At 68.4% G+C, this 25,761-nt stretch carries 24 protein-coding genes and 3 tRNA genes; 13 read left to right on the top strand and 14 right to left on the bottom strand.

Translation table 11 applies throughout. The features are described from left to right. Nucleotides 1-8: 8 nt before the first annotated feature. The 6 genes from ACETK8_RS11900 to ACETK8_RS11875 all read right to left on the bottom strand — a co-directional run bounded on the left by ACETK8_RS11900 (nucleotide 9) and on the right by ACETK8_RS11875 (nucleotide 3,219). A complete protein-coding gene (locus ACETK8_RS11900; protein ID WP_374036139.1) occupies nucleotides 9-365 on the bottom strand; it encodes a response regulator in 357 nt (118 codons plus the stop codon). Then, nucleotides 362-1,129, bottom strand: coding sequence for a Crp/Fnr family transcriptional regulator (locus ACETK8_RS11895; RefSeq protein WP_374036138.1), 768 nt, complete (start codon nucleotides 1,127-1,129; stop codon nucleotides 362-364). Before ACETK8_RS11895 ends, ACETK8_RS11900 begins: the two co-directional genes overlap by 4 nt. After that, nucleotides 1,126-1,737, bottom strand: coding sequence for an HWE histidine kinase domain-containing protein (locus tag ACETK8_RS11890; RefSeq protein ID WP_374036137.1), 612 nt, complete (start codon nucleotides 1,735-1,737; stop codon nucleotides 1,126-1,128). Before ACETK8_RS11890 ends, ACETK8_RS11895 begins: the two co-directional genes overlap by 4 nt. Nucleotides 1,738-1,782: 45 nt before the next feature. After that, nucleotides 1,783-2,499, bottom strand: coding sequence for a Crp/Fnr family transcriptional regulator (locus ACETK8_RS11885; protein ID WP_374036136.1), 717 nt, complete (start codon nucleotides 2,497-2,499; stop codon nucleotides 1,783-1,785). A 12-nt stretch (nucleotides 2,500-2,511) separates the two neighbouring features. Then, on the bottom strand, nucleotides 2,512-2,688 hold the full coding sequence (locus ACETK8_RS11880; protein WP_374036135.1) for a hypothetical protein: 177 nt from the start codon (nucleotides 2,686-2,688) through the stop codon (nucleotides 2,512-2,514). A gap of 456 nt (nucleotides 2,689-3,144) precedes the next feature. Further along, nucleotides 3,145-3,219 (bottom strand) — tRNA-Asn (locus ACETK8_RS11875). 56 nt (nucleotides 3,220-3,275) lie between these two features. Between ACETK8_RS11875 and ACETK8_RS11870 the strand changes: the two genes are divergently transcribed. Continuing rightward, on the top strand, nucleotides 3,276-4,091 hold the full coding sequence (locus ACETK8_RS11870; RefSeq protein WP_374036134.1) for a TrmH family RNA methyltransferase: 816 nt from the start codon (nucleotides 3,276-3,278) through the stop codon (nucleotides 4,089-4,091). 236 nt (nucleotides 4,092-4,327) lie between these two features. Here the strand turns inward: ACETK8_RS11870 and ACETK8_RS11865 are convergent. Beyond that, nucleotides 4,328-4,401, bottom strand: a tRNA-Cys gene (locus ACETK8_RS11865). A 155-nt stretch (nucleotides 4,402-4,556) separates the two neighbouring features. Between ACETK8_RS11865 and ACETK8_RS11860 the strand changes: the two genes are divergently transcribed. The 5 genes from ACETK8_RS11860 to ACETK8_RS11840 all read left to right on the top strand — a co-directional run bounded on the left by ACETK8_RS11860 (nucleotide 4,557) and on the right by ACETK8_RS11840 (nucleotide 11,154). Next, on the top strand, nucleotides 4,557-5,186 hold the full coding sequence (locus ACETK8_RS11860) for a protein-L-isoaspartate O-methyltransferase family protein (RefSeq protein WP_374036133.1): 630 nt from the start codon (nucleotides 4,557-4,559) through the stop codon (nucleotides 5,184-5,186). 130 nt (nucleotides 5,187-5,316) lie between these two features. Continuing rightward, a complete protein-coding gene (locus tag ACETK8_RS11855) occupies nucleotides 5,317-6,849 on the top strand; it encodes a TolC family outer membrane protein (protein ID WP_374036132.1) in 1,533 nt (510 codons plus the stop codon). A 174-nt stretch (nucleotides 6,850-7,023) separates the two neighbouring features. Then, nucleotides 7,024-7,629, top strand: a complete 606-nt coding sequence (locus tag ACETK8_RS11850) for a DUF2497 domain-containing protein (protein WP_374036131.1) — start codon at nucleotides 7,024-7,026, stop codon at nucleotides 7,627-7,629. Nucleotides 7,630-7,706: 77 nt separating this feature from the next. Then, complete coding sequence (locus ACETK8_RS11845; RefSeq protein ID WP_374036130.1) at nucleotides 7,707-10,424, top strand: valine--tRNA ligase; 2,718 nt, start codon at nucleotides 7,707-7,709, stop codon at nucleotides 10,422-10,424. Nucleotides 10,425-10,431: 7 nt separating this feature from the next. Beyond that, nucleotides 10,432-11,154 carry a TlyA family RNA methyltransferase gene (locus tag ACETK8_RS11840; protein WP_374039398.1) on the top strand — a complete coding sequence of 241 codons (723 nt, stop codon included), beginning with the start codon at nucleotides 10,432-10,434 and terminating at the stop codon, nucleotides 11,152-11,154. 161 nt (nucleotides 11,155-11,315) lie between these two features. On the opposite strand, the gene ACETK8_RS11835 is transcribed toward ACETK8_RS11840, so the two are convergent. After that, the gene (locus ACETK8_RS11835) at nucleotides 11,316-11,669 is read right to left on the bottom strand and encodes a hypothetical protein (protein WP_374039397.1); all 354 of its coding nucleotides are present in this window, start codon (nucleotides 11,667-11,669) and stop codon (nucleotides 11,316-11,318) included. On the opposite strand from ACETK8_RS11835, the gene ACETK8_RS11830 reads away from it, so the two are divergent. Then, a complete protein-coding gene (locus ACETK8_RS11830) occupies nucleotides 11,553-11,990 on the top strand; it encodes a DUF6480 family protein (protein ID WP_374039396.1) in 438 nt (145 codons plus the stop codon). The genes ACETK8_RS11835 and ACETK8_RS11830 overlap by 117 nt on opposite strands. Before the next feature lie 58 nt (nucleotides 11,991-12,048). Continuing rightward, a complete protein-coding gene (locus ACETK8_RS11825) occupies nucleotides 12,049-13,293 on the top strand; it encodes a class I SAM-dependent RNA methyltransferase (protein ID WP_374036129.1) in 1,245 nt (414 codons plus the stop codon). Here the strand turns inward: ACETK8_RS11825 and ACETK8_RS11820 are convergent. Together ACETK8_RS11820 and ACETK8_RS11815 are read right to left on the bottom strand one after the other, a co-directional pair. Continuing rightward, nucleotides 13,290-14,435 (bottom strand): DNA cytosine methyltransferase, encoded by a 1,146-nt coding sequence (locus ACETK8_RS11820; protein WP_374036128.1) that lies wholly within the window; start codon nucleotides 14,433-14,435, stop codon nucleotides 13,290-13,292. The two genes, ACETK8_RS11825 and ACETK8_RS11820, sit on opposite strands and share 4 nt — an antisense overlap. A 540-nt stretch (nucleotides 14,436-14,975) precedes the next feature. Further along, nucleotides 14,976-16,052 (bottom strand): PA0069 family radical SAM protein, encoded by a 1,077-nt coding sequence (locus tag ACETK8_RS11815; protein WP_374036127.1) that lies wholly within the window; start codon nucleotides 16,050-16,052, stop codon nucleotides 14,976-14,978. Between the two features lie 103 nt (nucleotides 16,053-16,155). Here ACETK8_RS11815 and ACETK8_RS11810 point away from each other — a divergent pair, with 103 nt between their 5' ends. The 3 genes from ACETK8_RS11810 to ACETK8_RS11800 all read left to right on the top strand — a co-directional run bounded on the left by ACETK8_RS11810 (nucleotide 16,156) and on the right by ACETK8_RS11800 (nucleotide 18,396). After that, nucleotides 16,156-16,713, top strand: coding sequence for a hypothetical protein (locus ACETK8_RS11810; RefSeq protein WP_374036126.1), 558 nt, complete (start codon nucleotides 16,156-16,158; stop codon nucleotides 16,711-16,713). Between the two features lie 87 nt (nucleotides 16,714-16,800). Further along, nucleotides 16,801-17,373: a LemA family protein gene (locus ACETK8_RS11805; RefSeq protein WP_374036125.1), complete on the top strand. Its 573-nt coding sequence runs from the start codon at nucleotides 16,801-16,803 to the stop codon at nucleotides 17,371-17,373. A 6-nt stretch (nucleotides 17,374-17,379) separates the two neighbouring features. Then, complete coding sequence (locus ACETK8_RS11800) at nucleotides 17,380-18,396, top strand: M48 family metallopeptidase (protein WP_374036124.1); 1,017 nt, start codon at nucleotides 17,380-17,382, stop codon at nucleotides 18,394-18,396. 179 nt (nucleotides 18,397-18,575) lie between these two features. On the opposite strand, the gene ACETK8_RS11795 is transcribed toward ACETK8_RS11800, so the two are convergent. The 3 genes from ACETK8_RS11795 to ACETK8_RS11785 all read right to left on the bottom strand — a co-directional run bounded on the left by ACETK8_RS11795 (nucleotide 18,576) and on the right by ACETK8_RS11785 (nucleotide 20,977). After that, the gene (locus tag ACETK8_RS11795) at nucleotides 18,576-19,310 is read right to left on the bottom strand and encodes an arginyltransferase (protein WP_374036123.1); all 735 of its coding nucleotides are present in this window, start codon (nucleotides 19,308-19,310) and stop codon (nucleotides 18,576-18,578) included. Between the two features lie 120 nt (nucleotides 19,311-19,430). Next, nucleotides 19,431-20,333, bottom strand: coding sequence for a flagellar motor protein MotB (locus ACETK8_RS11790; protein ID WP_374036122.1), 903 nt, complete (start codon nucleotides 20,331-20,333; stop codon nucleotides 19,431-19,433). 71 nt (nucleotides 20,334-20,404) lie between these two features. After that, the gene (locus ACETK8_RS11785; RefSeq protein WP_374036121.1) at nucleotides 20,405-20,977 is read right to left on the bottom strand and encodes a manganese efflux pump MntP family protein; all 573 of its coding nucleotides are present in this window, start codon (nucleotides 20,975-20,977) and stop codon (nucleotides 20,405-20,407) included. A 132-nt stretch (nucleotides 20,978-21,109) separates the two neighbouring features. Between ACETK8_RS11785 and ACETK8_RS11780 the strand changes: the two genes are divergently transcribed. Next, a tRNA-Leu gene (locus ACETK8_RS11780) sits at nucleotides 21,110-21,194 on the top strand. Between the two features lie 317 nt (nucleotides 21,195-21,511). Here the strand turns inward: ACETK8_RS11780 and ACETK8_RS11775 are convergent. Then, nucleotides 21,512-23,080: an amino acid permease gene (locus ACETK8_RS11775; RefSeq protein ID WP_374036120.1), complete on the bottom strand. Its 1,569-nt coding sequence runs from the start codon at nucleotides 23,078-23,080 to the stop codon at nucleotides 21,512-21,514. A 231-nt stretch (nucleotides 23,081-23,311) separates the two neighbouring features. Here ACETK8_RS11775 and hrpB point away from each other — a divergent pair, with 231 nt between their 5' ends. Beyond that, a complete protein-coding gene (hrpB, locus tag ACETK8_RS11770) occupies nucleotides 23,312-25,741 on the top strand; it encodes an ATP-dependent helicase HrpB (protein WP_374036119.1) in 2,430 nt (809 codons plus the stop codon). Nucleotides 25,742-25,761 lie beyond the last annotated feature (20 nt).

The following is a 25,761-nucleotide window of genomic DNA, read 5'->3' as shown; positions in this document are numbered from 1 at the left end:
TATGTCGTTCAGGGCAACATCTCCCGAACCATCCGTATGACGTCGGTCGGCTTCTCGGAGCGAGGCAGGGCCGCGTAGCGCTTCGGCAGGGCGGAGCGGCTGTAGCCGGTGGCCAGCAGGATCGGCGCGCCCTTGGCCATCAGTTCGTCGGCCAGGGGCCAGACCACCTCTCCGCCCAGATCGACGTCGAGGATCGCCAGATCGACCGGGGCCTGTTCCAGCAGGGTGCGAGCAGCTGCGACGTTCGAGACGGGGCCGACGACCTCGACGCCCTCGGCCTGAAGCGCCACCCGCAGGTCGGCGGCGATCATGTACTCGTCCTCGACCACCAGAACGCGCGGATGACTGGGCGGGCGGGCGGTCATGGATTGTGTCCGGAGAGGAAAGGGGCGCGATGGCCGTCGGCGCCGTGCCGGGCGGAGGTCCAGCCCGAGACCATCGGCGCGCGATAGTCGGCGAGCGTCTCCAGCAGGGCAGGGCGCAGCAGGCGCAGACGGCCGTGCTGATATTCGATCAGATCGTCGTTGCGCAGGCTCTGCAGGGTGCGGTTGACGTGGACGGCGCTGAGACCCGCCGCGTCCGCGAGTTGTTCCTGGGTCACCGGAAAGGCGAAGGCCTGATCCTGGACCAGATCGACCCGCGTCAGCCTGTCGCGCAGTTCGAGAAACAGATGCGACAGGCGCTCCAGCGCCGTCTGGCGACCCAGCCGGACCACGTGATCCAGCAGACAGGCCTCGTCCAAGGCAGCGGCGATATGCAGGGCGTCCTCGAGATCGGGATTATCGCCGCCGAAGGCCGCCGCCGCGATCCGGTCCGCCTCCACCCACTGCACCGGGGTGATGGCGACCACGGGGGTCAGGGCGATGGGGTTGGGCCGCTCGCACAGGCCCAGACCGTCGCCGGGCAGGACGAAGCTCAAGATCTGGCGCCGGCCGTCGGCCAGGAACCTCACCCGTGCGCCCCAGCCGTTGATCAGGAACCGGGGGCGCAGCGCCGCCTGATCGGCGACCATTTCCGATCCTGCCGGCGCCTGACGGATGTCCGACAGGCTTTCCAGCAGGGCGACCGTCTCGGCGGCCAGCGGGGCGAGAGCGGACAGGCGACGGGCGATAATGACCGGACCGTTCATGGCGAGGGCGCGTCCGGCAGGGGCGCCTCGATCCGGCAGATCAGGCCTTCGGCGCCGGTCTCCAGCGTTCCCAGCCCGTTGAACTGGTACGGCAGGGCCTGGAACAGCAGTTCCTCGACGAAGGCGCGATCCGACGACGCAGCGCGACCCGCCAGTCCGCCCTCTCTCCAGTCCAGCGCGAGCCGGCCGTGTTCGACCCGCCAGCGAATGTCCAGCCGTCCGTCCGGCTGGGTGGCGAGACCGGCCAGCGACGCTTCCATCGCCAGTTCGTGAGCGATCAGGGCAAGGGTCTCGGCCAGCGGTCCCGACAACGCGACGCGTGGACCATCCAGGGTCCAGACGTCGGCCCCGGGCGCGGCGTCGATCAGGGCGTCACGCAGCAGTTCCTCCAGATCGATCTGGCCGCTCGTCGTTCGCGCCATGGCGGAATAGGTGCGCGTCAGGGCCGCGAGGCGGCCGTCGAACCGCGCCTGGAAGGTCTCGACGTCGGCGCTGCCCTCCGCCGTGCGGCGCGCCACGCTGCGGATCACGGAGACGAGATTCTTGATGCGGTGCTGGAGGTTCAACAGCACGGCTTCGGTTCTGGGTGGCCGGGTTTCGTCGTCCATCCACGGCTCTCCCGGGAGCTTCATGTCGCCCGCCATGGCGGCGGTTCAGGCGTACAACGCGTCGGCGCGATCCGCGGCGCCGATGTCCACCCTATCACAGGCGCAGGCCGCCCGCCGAAGGCCCGGCAGGTCCAGGATCCCGACCTTCCCTCGGCGACAACGCAGGAGCCCGCGATGACGCAGGTTTTGCATGGCCGTGTTCACGCTGGTTCGCTGGATGCCGAGGATCTGGGCCAGCCGTTCCTGGGTGACGCTGACCGGCTTGCCCGGCTCGGGTTGAAGACGCAGCAGCCACTTGGCTGTTCGGTTCTCGGCCGCGTGGAATCCGATACAGGCGGCCTCCTCCTCGGCCGCCTTGCGGGCGATCTCGCCGGCGCGGCAGAGCCAACGCTGCGTCGCCAGTTCGCCCAGTCCTTCGTGGAGCGTCTGCTTGGCCACCAACAACACGGTTGTCGCTCCGATGGCCTGAAGCACGGGGCCGTCGTGGTCTTCCTTAGAAGCGAAGTCGAACTGCGTGCGCCCCGGACCCGCCCAGGCGACGCACAAATGATCGGGTTCCGCGAACCGACCCAGTCCTCCGCCCAGGACGATCCGCACGACCCGGGCGTCGGGCTCGATGACATGACCGTCGGCGAACTCGCAACGACGCGTCGGCCCCACCCGGAGAAGCGCGGCTAAAGCGACGTTGTCCGGCGCGGTGTCGGAGGCCCAACTGACCGGCTCGTCCCGAACAGAATTCTCGTTGAAGGCGTGCGGCTGCATATCAGCGACGTGTCAGTTTCCACCGCCCTCGCCACTTACATAGGTTAGCGCATGGGGATTTTCGTCGGCTTCAGACGCCCAGTTCATCAGCAGCGCGATCCACGGCCAGATCGTCTGGGCGATCATGATGGAAAAAGCGATCACGAGGATCGCGATCCAGAACCATTCCTCACGATCCCGAGCGCGCATCCAGATGTCCTTGAAAGGAAGGCGGCCCGGCCCAGCCAGCGATAGAGGGAACCATGTGAGACGGGCCGCCTGTCGAGCGGCGAGAGGCCTGTTCGACATCTTTGAGCTAGCACCCCGACAGCCAGGCGGCCCTTACTATGCCTCTTGGGGCTGTCTCCAAACGGCGTCTCAGGGCTACGTCGGGTCCGCGTAGATGGGCGGCGCGATGGGGGGCCATCGTGGCGTCCGAGGCTGCGGCTGCTCTGTTGAAGCCGCGTCTGGAGACGCGACACGCAGTCGTCAGGCGATCTTTCGGATTTGAGACATCGCTGCGCCATCTCAAATCAGCCTAGCGCGTGTCTGGCTGGTGGGTAGAGCGCGTGAGGCTGGATTTTGCCAAACAAATCAATGCACTGTGCGGGCTGATGGCTCCGCATTGTGTTTTTGTCCATAAATTCAACATCATAGACAGCCAAGTGGCTCCGCGGGTAGGATTCGAACCTACGACCAGCCGATTAACAGTCGGCTGCTCTACCACTGAGCTACCGCGGAACAGCTGCTCGGGAGGCGGGCCTATAGCAGCGGCCTTCTTGAGTGTGCAACGGAAAATGTCAGCCAACAGCGTTCAGTTCATAGATAATCCCTCCGACCCCCGCGTGGCGGCGTTTCAGGACATCCGGGAGCGTGACCTGACCGGGCGCGAGGGGCTGTTCATCGCCGAGGGAGAGGTGGTGATCCGCACATTACTGGCCTCCGAGTCGCTCTGTCGGGCGCGGTCGCTGCTGATCGCGGAGAATCGAGTCGGGGCTCAGGCGGATTTGATCGCGGCGGCGGGGGACACGCCCGTCTATGCGGCCTCGCAGGCCGTGATGGATGCGATCGCGGGCTTTCCGTTGCACCGGGGGCTGCTGGCGCTCGGGGAGAAGCCGGTCGAGCGGAGCGTGGAAGAGGTGCTGGGCGAACTGCCGGAGGAGTGCGTGGTCCTGGCGGCGGCGGGAATCGGCAATCACAACAACATGGGCGGCCTGTTCCGCAATGCGGCGGCCTTCGGGGCGGCGGCGGTGTTGAGGGACGAGCGGTGCTGCGATCCCTTCTATCGAAAGGCCATCCGGGTCTCGGTGGGGGCGGTGCTGCGGACGCCCACGGCCAGGGCGGCGTCGCTGGAAGAGCTGATCGTCGCGCTGCAGGCCGCGCGGTTCGAGGTGATCGCCCTGTCGCCGGGCGCGACGGAGCCGCTGGCCGCCATCAGCGGGGGAGGGCGGAAGGCCGTTCTGGTAGGCTCCGAGGGGCCGGGTCTGCCGCCTGAGGTCATGGCGCGTCTGAGGACGGTCGGCATCCCCATGGCGGGCGGGTTCGACTCCCTGAACGTCGCGGTGACCAGCGCCCTGGCCCTCTATCAGCTGACGACCGTGTCGAATCGCTGACACCCCCGCGATTTCAGCGCGTTAACGCTTCGTCCACCTTGATGAACGTGAAATTCCGTGACGCTATGGGTCGTCTGGGGAGGACGACATGGCTGGTATTCTGGGTTTCATGAGCCGGAACGTGCGGATCGCGGTGGCGATCGCCGTGGTGGCGGCCGCGATGGGCGGCGCGGGGGCTATCGGCTGGCTGACGGCGCCGATCTGAAGAATCATCCGCGATCTCAATGAGATCGCGATGGAGGCCTGACCGGGAATCGAACCCGGGTGCAAGGATTTGCAGTCCTCTGCGTCACCACTCCGCCATCAGGCCATAGGGCTCTCGGAAGGGCCCCCAGATCGCGAGGGGCGTCAGCTATCAGATCGTCTTCGCCGCTGCAACGCGGATTGTCGCATGCGATGCACGGACCTATAAGCGCGCGATATTTCAGGCCGCCTCGGCCGCTCGCTTCAGGGATTCCGCGTCACATGGACTACGTCGCCGCTCGCAAGGTCATGGTGGACTCCCAGGTCCGGGTGAACGACGTCACCGACCGCACGCTTCAGGCCGCCCTGATGGCCGTGCCGCGCGAGCGGTTTTGCGCTCCGGGCCAGGCCTTCGCCGCCTATGGCGAGGTCGAGGTCGAGATCGCCGCCGATCGCCGCCTCATGCAGGTTCGCGAGGTCGCCAAACTGATTCAGGCGCTGGACGTGCGCGAGGGCGAGACGGCCCTGGCCGTGGCCGGTCCCTATGCCGCCGCCGTGCTGGCCGCGATGAAGGCCTCGGTCACCGCCCAGGAAGCCGAGGCCGGCGTGTTCGAAGTCGTCGGATCGGCCCTGGCCGACGCCGGGGTGGCGACGGTCACGGCGCCGTTGAGCCAGCCCACGGGCGGCGACTGGGACATCATCGTTTCGGAAGGCGCGGTCGCGGCTCGCCCGACGGCCTGGCTGGCGGCGCTGCGCGTCGGCGGACGGCTGGCGGTGGTCGAACGGACGGGACCGAACGGTCGCGCCGTCCTCTATGTGAAGGGTCGCGAGGGCGTGTCGCGCCGCGAACTGTTCGACGCGGCCCCGCCGGTGCTGGCCGAAATGACGCCGGCGCCCGTATTCGCCCTCTGATTGCCGTGATCGCGACGGAGTCCACTGGCGATCGCGTGAAAAAAACTTAACTGGCGTAGCCGTGGCCGCTCACGCACTAGGCCTGCATTGGGATACCGGCGCCGTTCGCGACGCCCAGCTGGATACAGTCATGTTCAAACGCTCGCGCGCGCTCGCTTCCGTCGCCCTGGTCGCCGTCACGGCGGGTCTGGCCGCGCCGGCCTGGGCCGAGACCCTGCAGGAGGCCATCGCCCTGGCCTATCGCACCAACCCGACCCTGCAGGGCCAGCGCGCCCAGCAGCGCGCTCTGGACGAGGCGGTGCCCCAGGCCCGCGCCGGTCTGCGCCCCAGCCTGTCGATCAGCAGCACGGCCCGCTATCAGCGCACGGACGGCCCCTCGACGCCCGGCATCGACCTGAACGGCGACGGCATTCCCGACACCGCCGGCTCGAACGGCGTCAATGAGGGCGACTCGATCGGCGCCACCATCAGCTTGGATCAGACCCTGTATACGGGCGGACGTCTGGCGCGCGGCATCGACGCCGCCGAGGCCTCGGTCCTGAGCGGCCGCGAATCGCTGCGCAGCATCGAGCAGCAGGTCCTGGCCTCGGTCATCCAGGCCTATGTCGACGTCCAGCGCGACGTGGAGATCCTGCGCATCCGTCAGGCCAACCTGGCGGTCCTGCGTCGTCAGCTGGACGAATCGAACGCCCGCTTCGAGGTCGGCGAGATCACCCGCACCGACGTGTCCCAATCCGAGGCCCGTCTGGCCCAATCGGAGGCCGATCTGGCCGGCGCCCAGGCCCAGCTGTCGGTCTCGCGCGCGACCTACGCCGCCGTCGTCGGCCAGGCCCCGACCAATCTGGAAGAGCCGCCGGCCCTGCCGGGCGTCCCGACCGACTTCGACGCCGCCCTGGACATCGGCCTGGCCGAGAACCCCAACCTGCTGGCCGCCGAGTACCAGCTGCGCCAGGCCGAGGCCCTGCACGCCCAGGCCCGCTCGGCCTATATGCCGTCGGTCGGCCTCGGCAGCTCCTACGGCTCGGCCACCCCGATCTCGGGCTTCGACCTGTCGGATCGCACCAACACCTTCCAGGCGGGCATCAGCCTGTCGGTGCCGCTGTTCACCGGCGGTCTGAACGCCTCGCGCGTCGCCCAGGCCCTGGAACGGGCCAACGCCGCCAAGATCGAGATCGACCGCCAGAAGCGTTCGGTGCTGCAGGGCGTGTCGAGCGCCTTCGCCCAGGTGGTCTCCAACCGGTCCCAGCTGGATGCGGGCGTGGCCGGCGTCAGCGCCGCCCGCGTCGCCGCGGAGGGCGTGCGTCAGGAGCAGCAGGTGGGCCTGCGCACCACGCTGGACGTGCTGAACGGCGAGCTGGAACTGCGGAACGCCGAGATCAACCTGACCGTGGCCAAGCGCAATCTCTACGTCGCCCAGGCTTCGCTGCTGTCCTCCATGGGACGGCTGAGCGGCGAGGATTTGGCGCCGGGCATCGAGGTCTACGACGCGGCGGCCAACGCCCAGCGCGTCCGCAATCGCGGCGCCATGCCGTGGGACGGGCTGATCGAGACCCTGGACCGGATCGTCGCCCCGCCGATCACCCCGGCCAACGAGACCGAGAACGCACCCATCGATACCCAGCTGGACGGCGAGATCGTTCGCACCGCTCCGTCGAGCCAGTAAGGTCGGGCCGAAAAGCCTGCCGGATTAACCAGCCACGCGAAAAACGCCCGTTGATTCCCAAGGGCGTTGATGCGACGAAATGATGTGGGGCCGGGCGATCTGTCGGCCCCGATCCACTTTGCACGTCAAGCGTCGGCCTCAGGCGGCCGGCGCAGGTTCTTCGAAGGCCCGATCATGACCGACACCACCGCCCAAGAACCGACGATGGAAGAGATCCTGGCGTCCATTCGCCGGATCATCTCCGAAGACGACGCCCCGGCCGCCGAAGCGGCCCCGGCGGCTGCTCCCGAGCCGGAACCGACGCCGGAGCCTGCAGCGGCCTTCGTCGATCCGACGCCCTCGATGCAGGAGCCGGAACCGGTTAACGAGGAAGAGGAAATCCTCGACCTGACCGACCGCTACGAAGCGCCGGCCGCCCAGACCATCGGCGACCTGGACGTCACCGCCCCGGCCGATCCTGAACCCGAACCCTTCCCGACCGCCTTCGTCGAGCCGGAACCCGCGCCTGCCTATACGCCGGCGCCCGCGCCCGTCGCCGAGGACTCGCTGGTCGGCGACACCGCCGCTGCGGCGTCCGCCTCGGCCTTCGCGGGCCTGGCCGCCAGCTTCGCCAAGCCGTCCGAGCCCGTGCCCACGGGCGGCACCGGCCCGACCATCGACGACCTGGCCCGTTCGCTTCTGCGTCCGATGCTGAAGGACTGGCTCGACGCCAACCTGCCCGGCATCGTCGAGGCGGCGGTAAAGAAGGAAGTCGAACGTATCGCCCGCAACGCGGGCTAGCCCCGCTCGCCACCGGCGACTAAGACCAACAGGGGCGGCTCCGGATGGGCCGCCCCTTCTGCTTTTGAGATACCCGCATGCTTGAGAAGACTTTCGATCCCAAGGCGTCCGAAGACCGGATCTACGCCCAGTGGGAGGCGTCAGGCGCCTTCGCACCGAAGACGGACGGGGCCGAGGGCGCCTATTCGATCGTCATTCCGCCGCCGAACGTGACGGGCTCGCTGCACATCGGCCATGCGCTGAACAACACGCTGCAGGACATCCTGGCCCGCTATCACCGGATGCGCGGCAAGTCGGTGCTGTGGCTGCCGGGCACGGACCACGCGGGCATCGCCACCCAGATGGTGGTCGAGCGCCAGTTGGCGGCCGCTGGCAATGTGGGTCGTCGCGACATGGGGCGCGAGGCCTTCATCGAGAAGGTCTGGGAATGGAAGGCCGAATCCGGCGGGACCATCGTCCAGCAACTGCGTCGCCTGGGCGCGTCCTGCGACTGGTCGCGCGAACGTTTCACCCTGGACGAGGGGCTGAACGCCGCCGTTCGAAAGGTCTTCGTCCAACTGCACAAGGACGGGCTGATCTATCGCGACAAGCGTCTGGTGAACTGGGACCCGCAGTTCCAGACGGCCATCTCGGACCTGGAGGTCGAGCAGCGCGAGGTCGAGGGCGCCTATTGGCATTTCGCCTATCCGCTGGCCGATGGCGTGACCTTCGAATACCCGGTCGCCTTCGACGACGAGGGCAAGGCGACCGAGTTCGAGACGCGCGACTTCATCGTCGTGGCCACGACCCGGCCGGAGACCATGCTGGGCGACACCGGCGTGGCGGTGCATCCGGATGACGAACGCTACAAGTCGCTGGTCGGCAAGTTCGTGACCCTGCCGATCACCGGTCGTCGCATCCCGATCGTCGCCGACGACTATGCCGATCCGACCAAGGGTTCGGGCGCGGTGAAGATCACCCCGGCCCACGACTTCAACGACTTCGGCGTCGGCAAGCGGGCGGGGCTGGAGGCCCTGAACGTGCTGGACGCCTTCGCCCGGATCACCACGGCCGATACGCCCGACATCCCGGCCGAATATGACGGCATGGATCGGTTCGCCGCCCGCAAGGCCATCGTGGCCCTGGCGGAAGAGGCCGGCTGGCTGCGCGAGATCGAGAAGACCCGCCATGTCGTGCCACACGGCGACCGTTCCGGCGTGGTCATCGAACCCTGGCTGACAGACCAATGGTACGTCGACGCCCACACCCTGGCCCAGCCGGCGTTGAAGGCCGTCGAGGGCGGCGACACGGTGTTCGAACCGAAGTCGTACGAGAAGATCTATTTCGAGTGGCTGCGCAACATCGAGCCCTGGTGCATCTCGCGCCAGCTCTGGTGGGGCCACCGCATCCCGGCCTGGTACGACACCGACGGCAACATCTACGTCGCCGAGACCGAGGCCGAGGCTATCGCGCAATCGGGCGGCAAGGCCCTGACCCAGGACGAGGACGTCCTCGACACCTGGTTCTCCTCGGCCTTGTGGCCGTTCTCGACCATGGGCTGGCCGGAGAAGACCGAGGATCTGGAGCGGTTCTATCCGACCTCGGACCTCGTCACGGCGGCGGACATCATCTTCTTCTGGGTCGCCCGGATGATGATGATGGGCCTGCACTTCATGGACGAGGTCCCGTTCAAGCGGGTCATCATCAACGGCCTGGTCCGCGACGAGAAGGGCCAGAAGATGTCGAAGTCCAAGGGGAACGTGATCGACCCCCTGGTCATCATCGACGAACTGGGCGCCGACCCCTTGCGCTTCACCATGGCCATCCTGTCGGGGACGCGCGATATCAAGCTGTCGAAGCAGCGTATCGAGGGTTACCGGAACTTCGGCACCAAGCTGTGGAACGCGGCGCGGTTCTCGGAGATGAACGAGGCGGTGCGCGTCGAGGGCTTCGATCCGGCAACGGTCGAACAGACGATCAACCGCTGGGTTCGCGGCGAACTGACCAAGGCCGAGCGGGGGGTGTCCGAAGCGGTGGAGGGCGGACGTTTCGACGACGCGGCCTCGGCGCTCTACAAATTCGTGTGGAACGTCTTCTGCGACTGGTATCTGGAGCTGGCCAAGCCGGTCTTCAACGGCGCCGACGAGGCCGCCAAGGCCGAGACGCGGGCGATGACGGCCTGGACCCTGGACCAGACGCTGAAGCTGCTGCACCCGGTCATGCCCTTCATTACCGAGGAACTGTGGGCCGAGCTCGGCAAGGAGGGCGCGGCGCGCAATGAGGCGACCCTGATCGGCGCGGCCTGGCCGGTGCTGCCGGACAGCTTCATCGATGCTGACGCCGAGGCCGAGATCGGCTGGCTGGTCGATCTGGTGGGGGAGGTGCGCGGTCTGCGCGCCGAGATGAACGTGCCGCCGGGGGCCAAGCCGCCCCTGACCTTCGTCGCGCCGGATGCGGCGACCTCGGACCGGGCGACGCGCCACCGCGACCTGATCCTGACCCTGGCCCGGGTGTCCGAGGTCGCGTCGGCGGATGCGGCCCCGGCCGGGGCGGTGACCTTTGTCTCGGGCGGTTCGGCGGCGGCCCTGTCGCTGGCCGGGATCATCGACCTGACCGCTGAGCGCGCGCGCCTGACCAAGGAGATCGCCGCCTTCGACAGCGACATCGGCCATGTGATGAAGAAGCTGGGCAACCCGAACTTCGTCGAACGCGCGGCCCCGGCCGTGATCGACGAACAGCGGGCCAAGCTGGCCGAGGCCGAGGCGGGCAAGGCGCGTCTGGAGGCGGCTCTGGCGCGGCTGGCCGATCTTGGCTGATCGCCGGATGCGGCTGGACCATCTGATGGTCCAGCGCGGCCTGGTCGAAAGCCGCTCGCGGGCCAAGGCGGCCATCGAGGCGGGCGGCGTCACCGTGGACGGCGCGCCTGCACGCGCGGCGTCGCAGAACGTCGGCGAGGACGTGGTGCTGGAGGTCGTTGAAACCCACGGTTGGGTCGGGCGCGCGGCGCTGAAGCTGGACCACGCCCTGAGCCTGTGGCCGGTCGCGGTCGAGGGGCGGGTGGTGCTGGACGTCGGCGCCTCGACCGGAGGCTTCACCGAGGTCTGCCTGTCGCGCGGGGCGGTGAAGATCTTCGCCGTCGATGTGGGGCAGGGGCAACTGCATCCGAAGGTCTCGGGCGACCCCCGCGTGGTGAACCTGGAGAAGACCGACGCCCGGTCGCTGGATGCCGAGCTCATCCCGGAGGCGCCCGGCCTGATCGTCTGCGACGCCAGCTTCATCGGCCTGGCCAAGGTTCTGCCGGCGGCGCTGGATCTGGCGGAGGCGGGCGCGGACCTGATCGCCCTGGTCAAACCCCAGTTCGAGATGGAGAGCCGGGCCGAGGTCGGGCGCGGCGGCGTGGTCAAGGATGCCGAGGCGCGGACGGCCGCAGTCCAGCGGGTGTCCGACTGGCTGGAGAGTGTGGGCTGGACCGTTCAGGCGACAGCCGAGAGCCCCATCGTCGGCGGCGACGGCAATGTCGAGCACCTGCTCTGGGCCAACCGGTAGCGACCCCCAACCCTCGTCGCTCAAGTCGCCGGTGACCGCGTCACGAGCGATAGCGACCCAAAGGAGGAAAACCGCCGGCGGATCACTCCACCGGCGGTTCCGTCACGACCCTGATCGACAGGGGGGGCTGAAAGATAATCAGGGCCGCGATTGGCTTGATCTCAGCGCGGCACCCAGCCGCGGCGGGGATCGTAGACGTAGCGGCCGTCGGGGCTGACTTCGTAGCCGTTCTCATAGCGACGGTCGTCGCGGCGGTAGTCACGGCGGTCGTCACGATAGTCGCGGCGGTCGTCGCGGTAGCCGCGATCGTCGTAGTAGCTGCCCGAGTTGTAGGCCCGGTCGTCATAGCGATCGTTCGGGCTGTAGTAGGTCTGGGCCTGGGTATAGGTCGTGTTCGAATAGGTGTTGTTCGAACGGCACTGGTCGTTCGAGGCGCGACCGACCTGCGAACCCACGATGGCTCCCAGGACGCCGCCGATGACCGAGCCCTCGGTGCGGCGACCGCGGGCGGCGATCTGCGACCCGGCGACGGCGCCGATGCCGCCTCCGATCAGGGCGCCCGCTCCGGTGCGGCCCTGACCCAGGGTTTCGCAGCGGTTGTAGCGGTTGTCGTAGGACTGGTTGTAGCCCTGGTTGTAGCCGTAGCCGTAGCCGTAGCCGTAGGACTGGGCCGAGGCGGAGGCGGGAACCAGGGTCGCGGCGGCGGCGGCCAGCGCGGCGGCGGCGAGGGCGGATTTGGCGAAGGCGGTCATTTGAGAGAACCCCTGTTCGGCGCCGGGGAGGTCCGGCGTCTTGCTGAGGCGATCTATGGGCCTTCGAACCTGAACGCGTTTTGAGCGGGTCGTTCATCTTCGTTCAGGTTTCGGATCGGGCGTCGGGCGGTTAGAAGGCCCGATGAGCACGACGCTGACGATCGACCGGGTGGCCGGACAAGGGGATGGCATGGCCTTCGTGGTCGGCGGGGCGGTGTTCGCGCCCCTGACCCTGCCCGGAGAGACGGTGCGGGGCGAGGTCGTCGATGGCCGCATGGAGACGCCCGAGATCCTGACGGCCAGCCCGGACCGCATCGCGCCGGTGTCGCCGCAGTACGGCGACTGCGGCGGGTGTTCGCTGCAGCACTGGGCCTCTGGGCCCTATCTGGACTGGAAACGGGATCAGGTCGTGCGCGCGCTGGCCGGCGAGCGGATCGAGACCGAGGTCGAGGCGACGGTGGCGGTGCCGGCGGGGACGCGGCGGCGGCTGGCCCTGCATGCGCGGCGGCTGGAGGACGGCCGGGTCGTGCTGGGGTTCAAGGCGCGGAAGTCCTGGCGGCTGGTCGAGGTGTCGAGCTGTCCGGTGGCGGATCCCCGGCTGGTGGCGATGTTCCCGGCGCTGAACAAGGTGGCGGCGGCGTTCCTGGAGCATCCGAAGTCGGCGCCCAGCCTGCATGTGACCTGGACGCTGGACGGGCTGGACGTCGATGTGACGGGGGTGGAGCGGAAGTCCGGCGGCCTGTCGGCGGATCGGCAGATGCAGGCGATCCGGGCGGCGCGCGAGGCCGATGTGGCGCGGCTGTCGATGGCCGGCGAGACCCTGATGATGGCGCGTCAGCCTCGGGTCCAGTTCGGGCCGGCGACCGTGCCCCTGCCCGCGGGGGGCTTCCTGCAGGCGGTGCCGGAAGCCGAACAGGCAATGGTGGATCGGGCGGTCAAGGCGGTGAAGGGGGCGAAGAAGATCGCGGACCTGTTCTGCGGGACCGGGACCTTCACCTTCCCACTGGCAACGGTGGGGGCGGTGCTGGCGGCGGACGCCTCTGCGGCCGGGATCGCGGCGCTGAAGGCGGGGATCGGCTCGGCGCGGGGCATGAAACAGATCACGGCGGAGGCGCGCGACCTGTTCCGGCGGCCGCTGACGCCCTACGACCTCAAGGGCTGTGAGGCCATCGTGTTCGACCCGCCGCGCGCCGGGGCCATCGACCAGACGGTCCAGATCAAGGACACCAAGGCCTCTGTCGTGGTGGGGGTGTCTTGCAATCCCCAGACCTTCGCGCGCGATGCGCGGGTGCTGATCGACGCCGGGTTCCGGCTGGAGACGGTCACGCCGGTGGACCAGTTCCTGTGGTCGACCCACGTCGAACTGGTGGGCGTGTTCCGGCGCTAGGCTGCGGCTTGGGCGGCGATCGCTGAGCCCACGAGCGGCTCGAACAGGTGCTGGGCCAGGTGGCGGGCGACGGGGGCGACCACGCCGTCGCCGGTCAGGTGGTAGGCGTCTGAATAGCTGCGGGGCAGGACATAGCTGTCCGGCAGGCCCATCAGCCGGGCGGTCTCGCGGGCCGAGATCAGGCGTGAGCGGATGCGGCGGCCGTCGATGACGAGAATGGTCTGGCGGCTGGAGCCTCCAGACGGGGTGCGCAGGCAGCCGGCGACGTCGTCGAACCGGACCTCGGCGCGCTGGGCCTTCTTGCCTGCGGCGTCGGTGCGGGTGCGGCGGTAGACGCCGCCGACCATGCGGCGGCCGGCCCGCTGGGCGGCCTGGACCTTGGCGCGGTTGACCGGGCTCATGAGGGCGAGAAGGCGGTCGGTCTCGGCCGGGGTATGCCAGGCGACGCTGTCGGGGGCCTCCTCGATCAGGTCGGCGAAGACCTGGGTCCGGTGGGGCGGGGTCGGGAGGTTCCACCACAGGGCCTGGTCGCGGAGGTCGTCGGGCAGGCGGTCGACGGCGCGGATCACGGCCGGGGTGTGGAAGGGGGCGAGGGGCTCGGGCGAGGTCAGGCCTTCGGGGAGGGCTGAGTCGCCGTGGATGCCTACGACGAAGAGGCGGGGCCGGGACTGGGGCGTGAAGAGGTCGGCGTTGATGACCAGGGCTCCGAAGCGGTAGCCGGCCTCGGCGAAGGTGCGGGCCATGGCCTCGAAGTCGCGGCCGCCTTGCGAGGTCAGGGCGCCGCAGACGTTCTCCACGGCGACGAGGCGCGGGGCGCGGCCCTGATCGGCGAGGCCGCGGACGAGGTCCCAGAAGGCGTAGAAGGTTCCGGAGCGTTCACCGGCGAGGCCCTTGCCGTGGCCGGCGAGGGACAGGTCCTGGCAGGGGAAGCTGCCCCAGACGAGGTCGGGATGGCCGGGAAGGGCGTCGGCGGAGAGGGCGCGGATGTCGCCGACTGTCAGCTCGCCGCCCGTGCCCCAGTTGGCCTGGTAGGTCAGGCCCTTGCGGGCATCGAAGTCGTTGGCGAACAGGCAGTCCCAGCCGGCGCCGAGACCGGCGCGGACCATGCCGCCGCCGGCGAAGAACTCGTAGAAGCCGGGCATGGGTCAGGGACGGGGCTGGAGGGAATCGCGCATCGGGTGAGGGTGCCGGTGCGGGCGAGTCGCGTCCACTTGCACTGTTTCGCGAAAACGGAGTGCAAGACAGTGCAGGATGGCTGGCACTGTTTGCGAAGATGGAGTGCCACGTGCCAACGTGCCAGAGTCAGAAAGCGTAGCTAAAATAGAAGCTTGGGGCGATTATCTTCGCCGCCGCTTCTTTGGGGAGTGCCAGATTATCGGAAATGCCCGGCGGTTCGACCTGAATGCGGACCGGGTGCGTCTGTCGATGTCAAAGACCTGCGCCTGAGGTGGGGCCGATCTTCTCGGCCTGCAAGGCTGGGGTAAGAAAATATTCTTTCGTCATCCTCCGGCGGAGCGCAGCGCAGACCGGGGGACGCAGCGGCGCGCGAGAGCGCGAACCTGCCGCGACGTACGACGCTTCCCACATCATGCCTGAACAGATCGCCTTCGGCGCCGCTGGGGCCCCCGGTCTGCGCCGCGAAGACGCGGCTTGCCGGAGGATGACCACAGGAGGGGGCGGCGTCATCCGAACAACTCCAGCTGCGCTCGGGCGTCGGCGGGGACCTTGAACTTGGTGACGTCCAGTTCGTGCCTGGGCGCCTCCAGGCCGTAGCGTTTCGCCGCCGCCTTGAACCGCGCGGAGATGAGGTCGGCGACGGGGCCTGTGCCCTTCATGCGCTGGGACCAGTCGGGGTCGTAGTCCTTGCCGCCGCGGGTCTGGCGGACCAGGGACATGACTCGGGCGGCGCGGTCGGGGCGGGCGTCGGCCAGCCATTCCCTGAACAGGTCCTTGATCTCCAGTGGCAGGCGCAGGGTCACATACATGGCCGTGGTGGCGCCGGCCTTGGCTCCGGCTTCCAGCACGGCCTCCAGCTCATGGTCGTTGAGGCCGGGGATGACCGGGGCGAAGCCGATGCCGACGGGGACGCCCGCATCGGCCAGCTTCTTCACCGCATCGAGACGACGGGCGGGCGTCGCGGCGCGGGGCTCCATGGTGCGGGCGAGATCGCGGTCCAGCGTCGTGATCGAGACGAAGGCGCTGGCCAGACGGTCGCGGCCCATCGGGCCCAGGATGTCCACATCGCGGGTGATCAGATTCGACTTGGTGATGATGGAGAAGGGCTGGTTGAACCGTTGCAGGACCTCCAAGAGGCCGCGCGTGATCCGCTGGGTCTTCTCGACCGGCTGATAGGGGTCGGTGTTGCCGCCTATGTGGATACGTTTGCAGACGTATTTCCGGGCCGCGAGTTCCTGTTCCAGGAGACGTGGCCCCTCGGGCTTGAAGAAGAGCCGGCTCTCGAAATCCAGGCCCGGGGATAGGCCCATGTAGGCATGGGATGGACGGGCGTAGCAGTAGATGCAGCCATGTTCGCAGCCTTTGTAGGGGTTGATCGAGCGGTCGAAACCGATGTCGGGACTGGTGTTGGTGGTGATGATCTTGCGGGCGTGCTCGGGCGTCAGCGTGGTCCGGAGCGGGGGCGGCGTCTCGTCGTCCGCGGTCCAGCCGTCATCGAAATCCTCGTGAGCGACGGGTTCGAAACGACCGGAGGCGTTGGTGCGGGCGCCGCGTCCTTTCTTCGGCTGGGGAGCGGGAGACATGAAGAGAGGCTATGACGCGAATCGGAACAAAGCAAGAACAAATGCCCCGGTGTTCCTGTTCTTCGGAGTGGACAGTTAGGCTGTGGGGACGCCAGATTCGGTCGTGAGCAAGGAGACCCGCGTGCCCGAGATCGATCCGGCCACGGCCGCCGCCCTGGGGTGGCCCAAGTCGAAATACGCCTGGGTCGAGCGCGAGCGCCGCTGGCTGTGCCGGGCCGTGCCGTTGGACCACGTGGTGCGAAGCGAGGTGTACGAGGACCTCTACGTCACGGGCCCCCAGTTGCGGCTGCGCCGGGCGACGCCGACGGACGGCGGGCCCGAGATGCTGAGGCTGGGACGGAAGGCGGACGTCAGCCCGGCGGTGCGGTTGCTGACCTCCATCTATCTGTCGCCCGAGGAGTTCAGGCTGCTGTCGTCGTTGCCGGGCAGGGTGCTGAGGAAGACGCGGCACTCTCTGGGCAAGATCGACGGCGCCAACGTGTTCGTCGATGTGTTCGAAGGCGCGCTGAGCGGTCTGATCATGGCGGAGGCGGAGTTCGAGACCGTGGAGGCGATGGAGGCCTGGCCCATGCCGGACTTCGCCTATCGCGAGGTGACGGACGACGTGCGCTATACGGGCGGCATGCTGGTGACGGACGGCCTGCCCGGCGAACCGGACTGAGGGCGCCGCCGGGCGAAGGTCACACCGATTTCACTATCCGGGCGCGAACGGGCGCGCGATAATCGGGGTCACCGCAGGGGAGACATCATGCTCATCACGCTCATCGTCGTCGGCGTCATCGCCCTCATCCTGATCTTCGTGGTCATGGGTTCGTACAACAAGCTGGTCGCTCTGGATCAGAAGGCGGATCAGTCGTTCGCCGACATCGACGTGCAGCTGAAGCAGCGGAACGACCTGATCCCGAATCTGGTCGAGACGGTGAAGGGATACGCCGCCCACGAGCAGGGCACTCTGGCCGCCGTGACCCAGGCGCGCGCCGCCGCCGCCGGGGCGACCACGGTCGATCAGAAGGTCGAGGCCGACAACATGCTGACCGCCGCCCTGGGGCGTCTGTTCGCCGTGGCCGAGGCCTATCCGGACCTGAAAGCCAACACCAACTTCCTCGAACTTCAACGGGAATTGTCGGACCTGGAGAACAAGCTGGCCGCCGCGCGCCGCTTCTTCAACAACGCCGTGGCCGAGTTCAACGCGGTGCGGGCCCAGTTCCCGACCGTGCTGTTCGCCGGCATGTTCGGCTTCGGCTCCGAGAAGCCCTTCTTCCAGGTGGACGCGGCCGACCGTGCGGCCATGACCGCCGCCCCGCCGTCGGTGAAGTTCTAAGCCTTCATGGGCGCTGTCGGTCTCCAGACCCACATCTGGGCGAACAACACCCGCTCGACCCTGCTGCTGATCGGGTTTCCGGTCATGCTGACCGTGGTCCTGTTCGGGCTTGAGTTAGTTTTGATGGGGTTCGGCTTTCTGCCCAACTCGGGCGGGACGCTGGGCGACGACATCGGGCTGGCGGTCGGGATGCTGGCGGGCACGATCCCGCTGGCGGTCGTGGCGGCCCTGATCTGGTTCGCCATCGCCTGGTTCGCCAATCAGGCCCTGATCGACGTCATGACGGGGGCGCGGCCGGTGACACGGGCCGAGGAGCCGGAGCTCTATAATCTGCTGGAGAACCTGGCGATCTCGCGGGGCCTCAGGACGCCGACGCTGCGGATCATCGAATCGGACAGTCTGAACGCCTTCGCCTCGGGCATTCGCGAGGGGCACTACAGCGTGTCGGTGACGCGCGGGCTGATGGCGGCGCTGGACCGGGACGAGATGGAGGCCGTGCTGGCGCACGAGCTGACCCACGTCATCAACAGGGACGTGCGGACCATGGTGATCGCCTCGATCTTCGCCGGGATCATCAGCGTGGTCTGCCAGCTGGTGTTCCGGGGGCTGATGTATGCGCGAGGCGGCAAGAGCAACAAGAACTCCGGCCCCTTGATCCTGATCGGTTTCGGGATCGCGGCCCTCGGCTATGTCTTCGCCATCGTGATCCGACTGATGCTGTCGCGGACGCGGGAGTATGTGGCGGACGCGGGGGCGGTGGAGCTGACCAAGAACCCCGATTCGATGATCTCGGCGCTGCGGAAGGTGTCGGGGCGGTCGAAGCTGGAGGCGCCGGACGATGTGCAGGGCATGTTCCTGGACAATGAGCGGGCCGGGTTCACGGATGCTCTGTTCGCGACCCATCCGTCCATCGACAAGCGGATCGCGGCCCTGATCAAGTTCGGCGGCGGGCGGGATCCGGGGCCGTGGGACGGGATCGAGGCGCCGGCCTATGCCAGCGGGACGGCCGTGCCGATTTCCTGATCCCTCTCCCAGAGGGAGAGGGCTTGAGGCTCGCAGAGCGATAGCGATGCGTTCTTAGCCGAAAGGGTGAGGGGTTACGCTCTCACCCGGACGCACCATAACCCCTCACCCTTTCGCACAAGTCTGATCGGCTGCGCCTCTCAGGTGCTCAAGCCCTCTGCCTCTGGGAGAGGGTGGAGTTAATCGACGCGGGTCCAGCCGAGGGGCTTCAGGACCTCCATCGGACGGAAGCGGGCCTTGTAGTCCATCTTGGGCGAACCCTGGACCCAGTAGCCGAGATAGACATAGGGCAGGCGCACGGCCTGGGCCTGACGCACGTGGTCCAGGATGGCGAAGACGCCGAGCGACCGCTTGACCAGATCAGGGTCGTAGAAGCTGTAGACCATCGACAGGCCGTCGGAGAGCAGATCGGCCAGGGTCACCGCGACCAGATCGCCGGGGCCTTCGTCGGTCGAGGGCAGGCGGTACTCGATCAGATGGGTGCGGACAGCCGTGTCCTCGACCATGGCCATGTAGTCGCCCCAGGTCATGTCGGTCATGCCGCCGCCGGGATGGCGATGGGCGAGATAGCGTTTCAGGAGGGCGAACTGCTCCTGCGTGGCCTCGGCCTCGACCAGGTCGCGCGACAGGTCGTCGTTGCGGGCCAGGGCCTTCCTCTGGCCGCGCGAGAACCGGAACTCGTGGGCGAGGATGCGGACGGAGACGCAGGCGTCGCAGGTCTCGCAGGCCGGGCGGTAAGCGATGTTCTGGCTGCGGCGGAACCCGGCGTGGGTCAGCTCGTCGTTGACGTGGGCGCCGTCACTGAAAGGCAGGTTGGCGAAGACCTTTCGCTCGGTCATGCCCGGCAGATAGGGGCAGGGCGCCACCGCCGTCATGAAGAAGCGAAGCTGGCGTGTCGGTACGTGCTGCGTCACGTCCCTACGTCCGCATCCGATTTCGTCCGCCGTATGGCGATGCCGCTTCCATCAGACGATTTGGCGACATTCCGTGCTGCGTCGCAAGACCGTTCGCGCCGTGGCCGAACGGAGCGGGGCTCACAGGCTGGTGTCCGTGGGCAGGACCGGCGCCTCGCGCAGCAGGACGATGGCGATGCGGCGGTTGCCGGCCAGGGACGGATCGTCCGGATACAGAGGATCGGAGCCCGCCTTGCCGGCGACGGAATAGACGCGGTCCGGATCGACCCCGGCGCCCTGAAGGATGGCGCGCGACGCATCGGCGCGACCGGCGGACAGGGGCCAGTCGCCCGGCGTCGAGGCGCGGCCCGAACCGGCGACGGCCGAGGTGTGGCCCGAGATGGAGATGCGGTTCGGCAGGCGGTTGATGACCTGGGCGATGGCGCGCAGCAGGACCTGGGCGCGGGCGTTGGGGCGGGCCGAGTTCTGGTCGAACATCGAGCGGCCTTCCTGATCGACCAGCTGGATGCGGAGGCCCTCGGGCGTCTGGTCGATGATGAGCTGTTTCGACAGTTCGGCCAGTTCGGGCATGCGCTGCATGGCCTGGCGCAGCGATTCGGCGGCGGACTGGAACTCGGCGGCCTCGCGGGCGGCGATCTCCTGGCGCAGTTGCTCTTCGGAGGCGGCGGCCAGGTTGGCGCTCTGACCGGCCTCGGCCGGGGCGTTCGGGGGCGCTTCCGGGGCCATCTGCTCCATGACCGACATGGAGCCCGAGGACTTGGAGCCGTCGTCGCCCAGGGAGGTGCCGCCCAGGATGCCGCCCGAGCCGGAGGTGGTCTGGCTGACGCTGGCGGGGGCGAAATACTCGGCGATGCCGCGCTTCTGTTCCGGATCGGTCGTGTTGATGAGCCACATCAGAAGGAAGAAGGCCATCATGGCGGTCACGAAGTCGGCGTAGGCGACCTTCCACGCGCCGCCGTGGTGTCCGCCGCCGGACACCTTCTTGACCTTCTTGATGAGGATCGGGCGATCGTTGGCGTTCATCGACTCGAGGGCGGCTGAGGATACTCAGGCGACCCTCGACGATCAGGGTTAATGCCGCGTTGCGAAACGCCTCAGCCGGCCAGGATGCCGAGGTGTTCGAACAGGATCATCGTGCCCAGGCCGATCAGGGCGATGCCGCCCACCAGTTCGGCGACCTTGCCGAAGCGGGCGCCGATGCTGCGGCCGATCAGCATGCCGATCGTGGTCAGGGCGAAGGTCGTCGCGCCGATCGAAATGGCGATGACCCAGATGTTGGCCCCCAGGAAGGCCAGGCCCACGCCGACGGCGGCGGCGTCGATGCTGGTGCCGACGGCCGTGGCGATCAGGGCCCAGGGACCGGACCGGGCGGGGGCGGCGTGGTCGTCGCCATCTGCCTTCTTGGAAGCCTCCCAGATCATCTTGCCGCCGACGACGGCCAGAAGGCCGAAGGCGATCCAGTGGTCGATCTGTTCCACCAGACCGGCGGCGATCATGCCCAGGCCCCAGCCGATCAGGGGGGTGATGGCCTCGATGACGCCGAACACGGCGCCGGCCTTGACCGCGGACTGCCAGGAGGGACGGTGGGAGGCGCCGCGCCCGACCGCCGCCGCGAAGGCGTCAGTGGACATGCTGAGCGACAGGACGGCGATGGCGCCTGGGGTCATGGATACGGTCTCGGATCGTTCGGGGAGGCCGCCCTGCTAAGGGACCCGGACCCTGTTAGCCCAGACTGAACTGACATCGTCCGCACGCGGGCGGTTGTCGTGGGCCGCGACAGGTCCTAGACACGCCGCCACGCGGATGTGGCGAAACTGGTAGACGCACCAGATTTAGGTTCTGGCATCGAGAGATGTGGAGGTTCGAGTCCTCTCATCCGCACCAACATTCTTGAAGAGCGCTAACGCTCGCCGCGCGGCGGCTCGCTGCTTCAGCGCATTTTTGGGGCGCTACCGCTCGGCTCGCGGAGCCGCGCTGCTTGAGCGCGGTATTTCCCAACTCTCCGACATCCGTGCACCCCAGCGAAGGCTGGGGTCCAGATGGAAGGCTCTGTCGATCAGATCAGTGGAACGGGTGCGTCGTCCAAGCCGCCTGAATCCCTGATCTGGACCCCAGCCTTCGCTGGGGTGCACGGGTGGGAAACACCCAAAGAAAAAGGCCCAGGATCGCTCCCGGGCCTTCGTCTTTCGGTCCTGATCGGATCAGGTCGTCGCCGGGGGCGGCGGGATGTCGGAGTCCGTTTCGTGGACCTCGACCAGACCACGACCGACGTGGCTCTTGCGGTAGCCGTACAGGAAGTAGACCACCAGGCCGATGCCGCCCCAGATGGGCAGAACCATCTTGGCGTCGTGCGGCAGGTTCCAGAACAGGAAGGCGCAGCCGGCGGCCGAGAGCGGGGCGATGATCCACACCAGCGGCGTCTTGAACGGACGGTGACGGTTCGGCTCGGTGCGGCGCAGGATCAGCACCGCGATCGACACCATGAAGAAGGCGAACAGGGTGCCCGAGTTCGAGATGTCGGCCAGCTGACCGACCGGGAACAGGGCGCCGGCGACCGCGACGGCGATACCCGTGGCCAGGGTCACGATGTAGGGCGTCTTCCACTTGGGGTGAATCTTGGTCAGGCCTTCCGGCAGCAGGCCGTCGCGCGCCATCACGAAGAAGATGCGGGTCTGGCCGTAGATCATCATCAGGATGACCGAAGGCAGGGCCAGCATGGCGGCGATGCCGAGGGCGTTGCCGACGGCCGGGTAGTTGATCTCGCGCAGGACGTGGGCCAGGGCCTCGTTCGAGCAGACCAGTTGGTTGGCGTTGGAGGCGATGGCGCAGGCGGCGACGAAGCCGGGCGAGCCGGGCTGCAGCGCTTCACCGGCCGGGCCGGTAACCGGCTGGGCGCCGATCGCGCCGATCGCGCCGAGGGCGACCAGCAGATAGAAGATGGTGCAGATGGCCAGCGAGCCGATCAGGCCGATGGGCACGTTGCGTTGCGGGTTCTTGGTTTCTTCGGCGGCGGTCGAGACGGCGTCGAAGCCGACGTAGGCGAAGAAGATCGACGCCGCGGCGCCGACGATGCCCATGCCCGACATGGAGCCGAACAGGCCGTTCGGCGCGAAGGGCGAGAAGTGCTCGGTGTTGATCACCGGCAGCGTCAGGACGATGAAGATGGTCAGGGCGGCGACCTTCACGGCCACCAGGATGGCGTTCACGCGAGCCGATTCCGTGGTGCCGATCATCAGGAGGAAGGTCACGCCCAGGGCCACGATGATGGCCGGGATGTTGATGATGCCGGTGGAGAAGTCCGGCGTCGGGATGAAGCCGTTCATCGACCAGGTCGGGCCGGCCTGTAGTAGATCTGGCCAATCGAACCCTAACCCGTTCTCGATCAGGCCCAGCACGTATCCGGACCAGCCGACCGACACGGCCGAGGCCGCCACGGCGTATTCGAGAATCAGCGCCCAGCCCACGCACCAGGCCAGGAGTTCGCCCATGACGGCGTAGGTGTAGGTGTAGGCGGAGCCCGAAACCGGGGCCATGGCCGCCAGTTCGGAGTAGCAGAGCGCGGCGACCGCGCAGACCATGCCGGCGATGACGAAGCTGACCGCCATGCCCGGGCCGGCTTTTTGCGAAGCGGCGGCGGTGAGGACGAAGATCCCCGTACCGATGATCGCGCCGATGCCCAGCAGAGTAAGCTGGACAGGCCCCAGCGACCGATGAAGCGATTTCTTCTGAGCCGTAGCCAGAATCGCATCTAGCGACTTAACGCGCCACATGAACTTCCCCTCGAGATGTTTTCCCGGACCCCTGCCGGTTTGGGGCGGACGCTAACCACGGAAAGGCCTCCGCGCAACGCGGTATCAGCGCCATGACCGCCGGACGACGCTTTCGTGACCGGCGGCGTGGCCGGGAGGGCGCGTTCTAGCGGCGTTGGGCGAGCAGGGTTCGCGGATTTCCGGCTGATTTTGGCGTTCGAAGCGGCGCGGATTGCGCTAGGTGAACCCGTAATGTCCCTGCCCATCCATGCGGTCCTCGAAGACCTGAAAGCCGCGGTTTCCGGGCATCCGGCGGTCGTGCTGGCCGCGCCGCCGGGGGCGGGCAAGACGACGGTCGTGCCGCTGGCGCTTCTGGGCGCGAACTGGCTGGAAGATCGGCGGATTCTGGTCCTGGAGCCGCGTCGTCTGGCCGCACGGGCGGCGGCGGAGCGGATGGCGCGAACGCTGGGCGAGGCGGCGGGCGAGACCGTCGGCTATCGCACCCGGCTGCAGAGCAAGATCGGGCCGAAGACGCGGATCGAGGTGATCACCGAGGGTGTCTTCACGCGGATGATCCTGGACGATCCGGGGCTGGAGGGCGTGGGCGCGGTCCTGTTCGACGAGTTCCATGAGCGCAGTCTGGACGCCGACCTGGGGTTGGCCTTCGCGCGGGACAGCCAGTCGGTGCTGAGGGACGACCTGAAGATCGTGGTCATGTCGGCGACGCTGGATATCGCGGGGGTGTCGCGGCTGCTCGACGGCGCGCCGGTCGTGGAGGCCGAGGGGCGGGCGTTTCCGGTGGAGACCCTGTATCTGGGCCGCAACCCGGTGGAGCGGATCGAGGATGCGACGGCGCGGGCGGTGATGACGGCGCTGGGCGAGCAGGCCGGGTCTGTGCTCGTCTTTCTGCCGGGGCAGGGAGAGATTCACCGGACGGCCCAGAGGCTGGGCGAGCGGCTGCGCGACCCGGCCGTGGATGTGGTCGCCCTGTATGGCGCGCTCGACAAGGCGACGCAGGATCGGGCCATCGAGCCGGCGCCGGCCGGGCGGCGGAAGGTGGTGCTGGCGACCTCGGTGGCGGAGACCAGTCTGACCATCGAGGGGGTGCGGGTGGTGATCGATTCCGGTCTGTCGCGCGTGCCCCGGTTCGAGCCGTCCAGCGGCCTGACACGGCTGGCGACGGTGAAGGTCTCGAAGTCCTCGGCGGAACAGAGGCGCGGGCGGGCCGGGCGGACGGAGCCCGGCGTCTGTTACCGGCTGTGGGACGAGGAGACGACGCGGGGTCTGGTCCCGCATCAGCGGCCGGAGATGCTGGAGACGGACCTGACCGGGCTGGCGCTGGATCTGGCGCGGTGGGGGGCGAAGACGACCGAGGGGTTGGCGCTGCTGGACGCGCCGCCGGCCGGGGCCCTGGCCGAGGCTCGGGCGGTGCTGACGCGGCTGGGGGCGCTGGACGAGGCAGGCGGGCTGACGGCGCATGGGCGGCGGCTGACGCGGATCCCGCTGGCGCCCCGGCTGGCGCATCTGGTCGCCGTGGCGTCGGACGCGGGCGAGGCGATGCTGGGGGCGAGGATCGCGGCGGTGCTGAGCGAGCCGGGGCTGGGCGGGAACGACGTCGATCTGAGGGACCGGTTGAAGGGGTTCGAGCGCGATCGGTCGCAGCGGGCGCAGGATGCCCGGAAGCTGGTGGAGCGCTGGGCGAAGGCGGCGGGCGGCGGATCGGGCGGAACCGGGATTGAAGTCGGCGACCTGCTGGCCGAGGCGTTTCCGGAGCGGGTGGCCAAGGCGCGGGGGAAGCCGGGCGAAGTGCTGCTGGCGTCCGGTCGCGGGGCGTTTCTCGATCCGACGGACGGACTGGCGCGGGAGACCTGGCTGGCGGTGGCGGATCTGGGCGGCGGGGACGCGAAGGATCGCATCCGGCTGGCCGCGCCGCTGGACCCGGCCGGGCTGGAGCGGCGGCTGACGACCGAGGACCGGCTGGTGCGCGAGCCGTCCGGCCGGATGGTGGTGCGACGCATCCGGCGGGTCGGCGCCATCGTCTTCGACGAGAAGATCACAGGCGCGCCGGATCGGGCGACGATCACCAAGGCCTTGCAGGACGAGGTCGAGGCGGACGGGCTGGGCGCGCTGAAATGGGGCGAGCGGGCGAACGCGGTGCGGGCGCGACTGGCGTTCCTGCATGGTCTGGATGCGGACTGGCCCGACGCATCCGACGCGGCGCTGACCGAGCGGCGGGAAGAGTGGTTGTGGCCGCTGCTCGAGGGCGTGCAGGGGCTGGCGCAGATCAGGGACGAGGCGCTGGCGCAGGGGCTGGAGGCGCTGGTTCCGTGGGATCGGCGCCGCGCGATGGACGAGTTGGCGCCGGCGCGGCTGACGACGCCGCTGGGCTCGGCGGGGATCGACTACGGCGCCGAGGGCGGGCCGCGCGTGGATATCCGGGTGCAGGAGCTGTTTGGCCTGACGGTCCATCCGACGGTCGGGGGCGGGCGGGTTCCGCTGACCCTCGCCCTGTTGTCGCCGGCGCGGCGGCCGATCCAGCTGACCAAGGACCTGCCGGGCTTCTGGCGCGGGTCGTGGAAGGATGTGCGCTCCGAGATGCGAGGTCGGTATCCGAGGCATCCCTGGCCCGAGAACCCGGCCGAGGCGGAGGCGACCAGCCGGGCCAAGCCGCGCGGGACCTGACGGCGCTTGACCTGATGCCG

Source organism: Brevundimonas staleyi, from assembly GCF_041893865.1.
Taxonomy (GTDB): Bacteria; Pseudomonadota; Alphaproteobacteria; order Caulobacterales; family Caulobacteraceae; genus Brevundimonas; species Brevundimonas staleyi.
Note: the sequence above shows the minus strand (reverse complement) of the source record. Positions and strands in the feature narration are given on the sequence as shown.

Bases quoted from the DNA above. Each gene is read 5' to 3' on its own strand.
- ACETK8_RS11840 (WP_374039398.1), top strand. From the start codon at position 10,432: ATGCGGCTGGACCATCTGATGGTCCAGCGCGGCCTGGTCGAAAGCCGC.
- ACETK8_RS11790 (WP_374036122.1), bottom strand. From the start codon at position 20,333: ATGAACGCCAACGATCGCCCGATCCTCATCAAGAAGGTCAAGAAGGTG.
- ACETK8_RS11855 (WP_374036132.1), top strand. From the start codon at position 5,317: ATGTTCAAACGCTCGCGCGCGCTCGCTTCCGTCGCCCTGGTCGCCGTC.
- ACETK8_RS11775 (WP_374036120.1), bottom strand. From the start codon at position 23,080: ATGTGGCGCGTTAAGTCGCTAGATGCGATTCTGGCTACGGCTCAGAAG.
- ACETK8_RS11815 (WP_374036127.1), bottom strand. From the start codon at position 16,052: ATGTCTCCCGCTCCCCAGCCGAAGAAAGGACGCGGCGCCCGCACCAAC.
- ACETK8_RS11900 (WP_374036139.1), bottom strand. From the start codon at position 365: ATGACCGCCCGCCCGCCCAGTCATCCGCGCGTTCTGGTGGTCGAGGAC.
- ACETK8_RS11785 (WP_374036121.1), bottom strand. From the start codon at position 20,977: ATGACCCCAGGCGCCATCGCCGTCCTGTCGCTCAGCATGTCCACTGAC.
- ACETK8_RS11850 (WP_374036131.1), top strand. From the start codon at position 7,024: ATGACCGACACCACCGCCCAAGAACCGACGATGGAAGAGATCCTGGCG.
- ACETK8_RS11890 (WP_374036137.1), bottom strand. From the start codon at position 1,737: ATGGACGACGAAACCCGGCCACCCAGAACCGAAGCCGTGCTGTTGAAC.
- ACETK8_RS11805 (WP_374036125.1), top strand. From the start codon at position 16,801: ATGCTCATCACGCTCATCGTCGTCGGCGTCATCGCCCTCATCCTGATC.
- ACETK8_RS11825 (WP_374036129.1), top strand. From the start codon at position 12,049: ATGAGCACGACGCTGACGATCGACCGGGTGGCCGGACAAGGGGATGGC.
- ACETK8_RS11845 (WP_374036130.1), top strand. From the start codon at position 7,707: ATGCTTGAGAAGACTTTCGATCCCAAGGCGTCCGAAGACCGGATCTAC.
- ACETK8_RS11885 (WP_374036136.1), bottom strand. From the start codon at position 2,499: ATGCAGCCGCACGCCTTCAACGAGAATTCTGTTCGGGACGAGCCGGTC.
- ACETK8_RS11820 (WP_374036128.1), bottom strand. From the start codon at position 14,435: ATGCCCGGCTTCTACGAGTTCTTCGCCGGCGGCGGCATGGTCCGCGCC.
- ACETK8_RS11895 (WP_374036138.1), bottom strand. From the start codon at position 1,129: ATGAACGGTCCGGTCATTATCGCCCGTCGCCTGTCCGCTCTCGCCCCG.
- ACETK8_RS11870 (WP_374036134.1), top strand. From the start codon at position 3,276: ATGTCAGCCAACAGCGTTCAGTTCATAGATAATCCCTCCGACCCCCGC.
- ACETK8_RS11880 (WP_374036135.1), bottom strand. From the start codon at position 2,688: ATGCGCGCTCGGGATCGTGAGGAATGGTTCTGGATCGCGATCCTCGTG.
- ACETK8_RS11860 (WP_374036133.1), top strand. From the start codon at position 4,557: ATGGACTACGTCGCCGCTCGCAAGGTCATGGTGGACTCCCAGGTCCGG.
- hrpB (WP_374036119.1), top strand. From the start codon at position 23,312: ATGTCCCTGCCCATCCATGCGGTCCTCGAAGACCTGAAAGCCGCGGTT.
- ACETK8_RS11800 (WP_374036124.1), top strand. From the start codon at position 17,380: ATGGGCGCTGTCGGTCTCCAGACCCACATCTGGGCGAACAACACCCGC.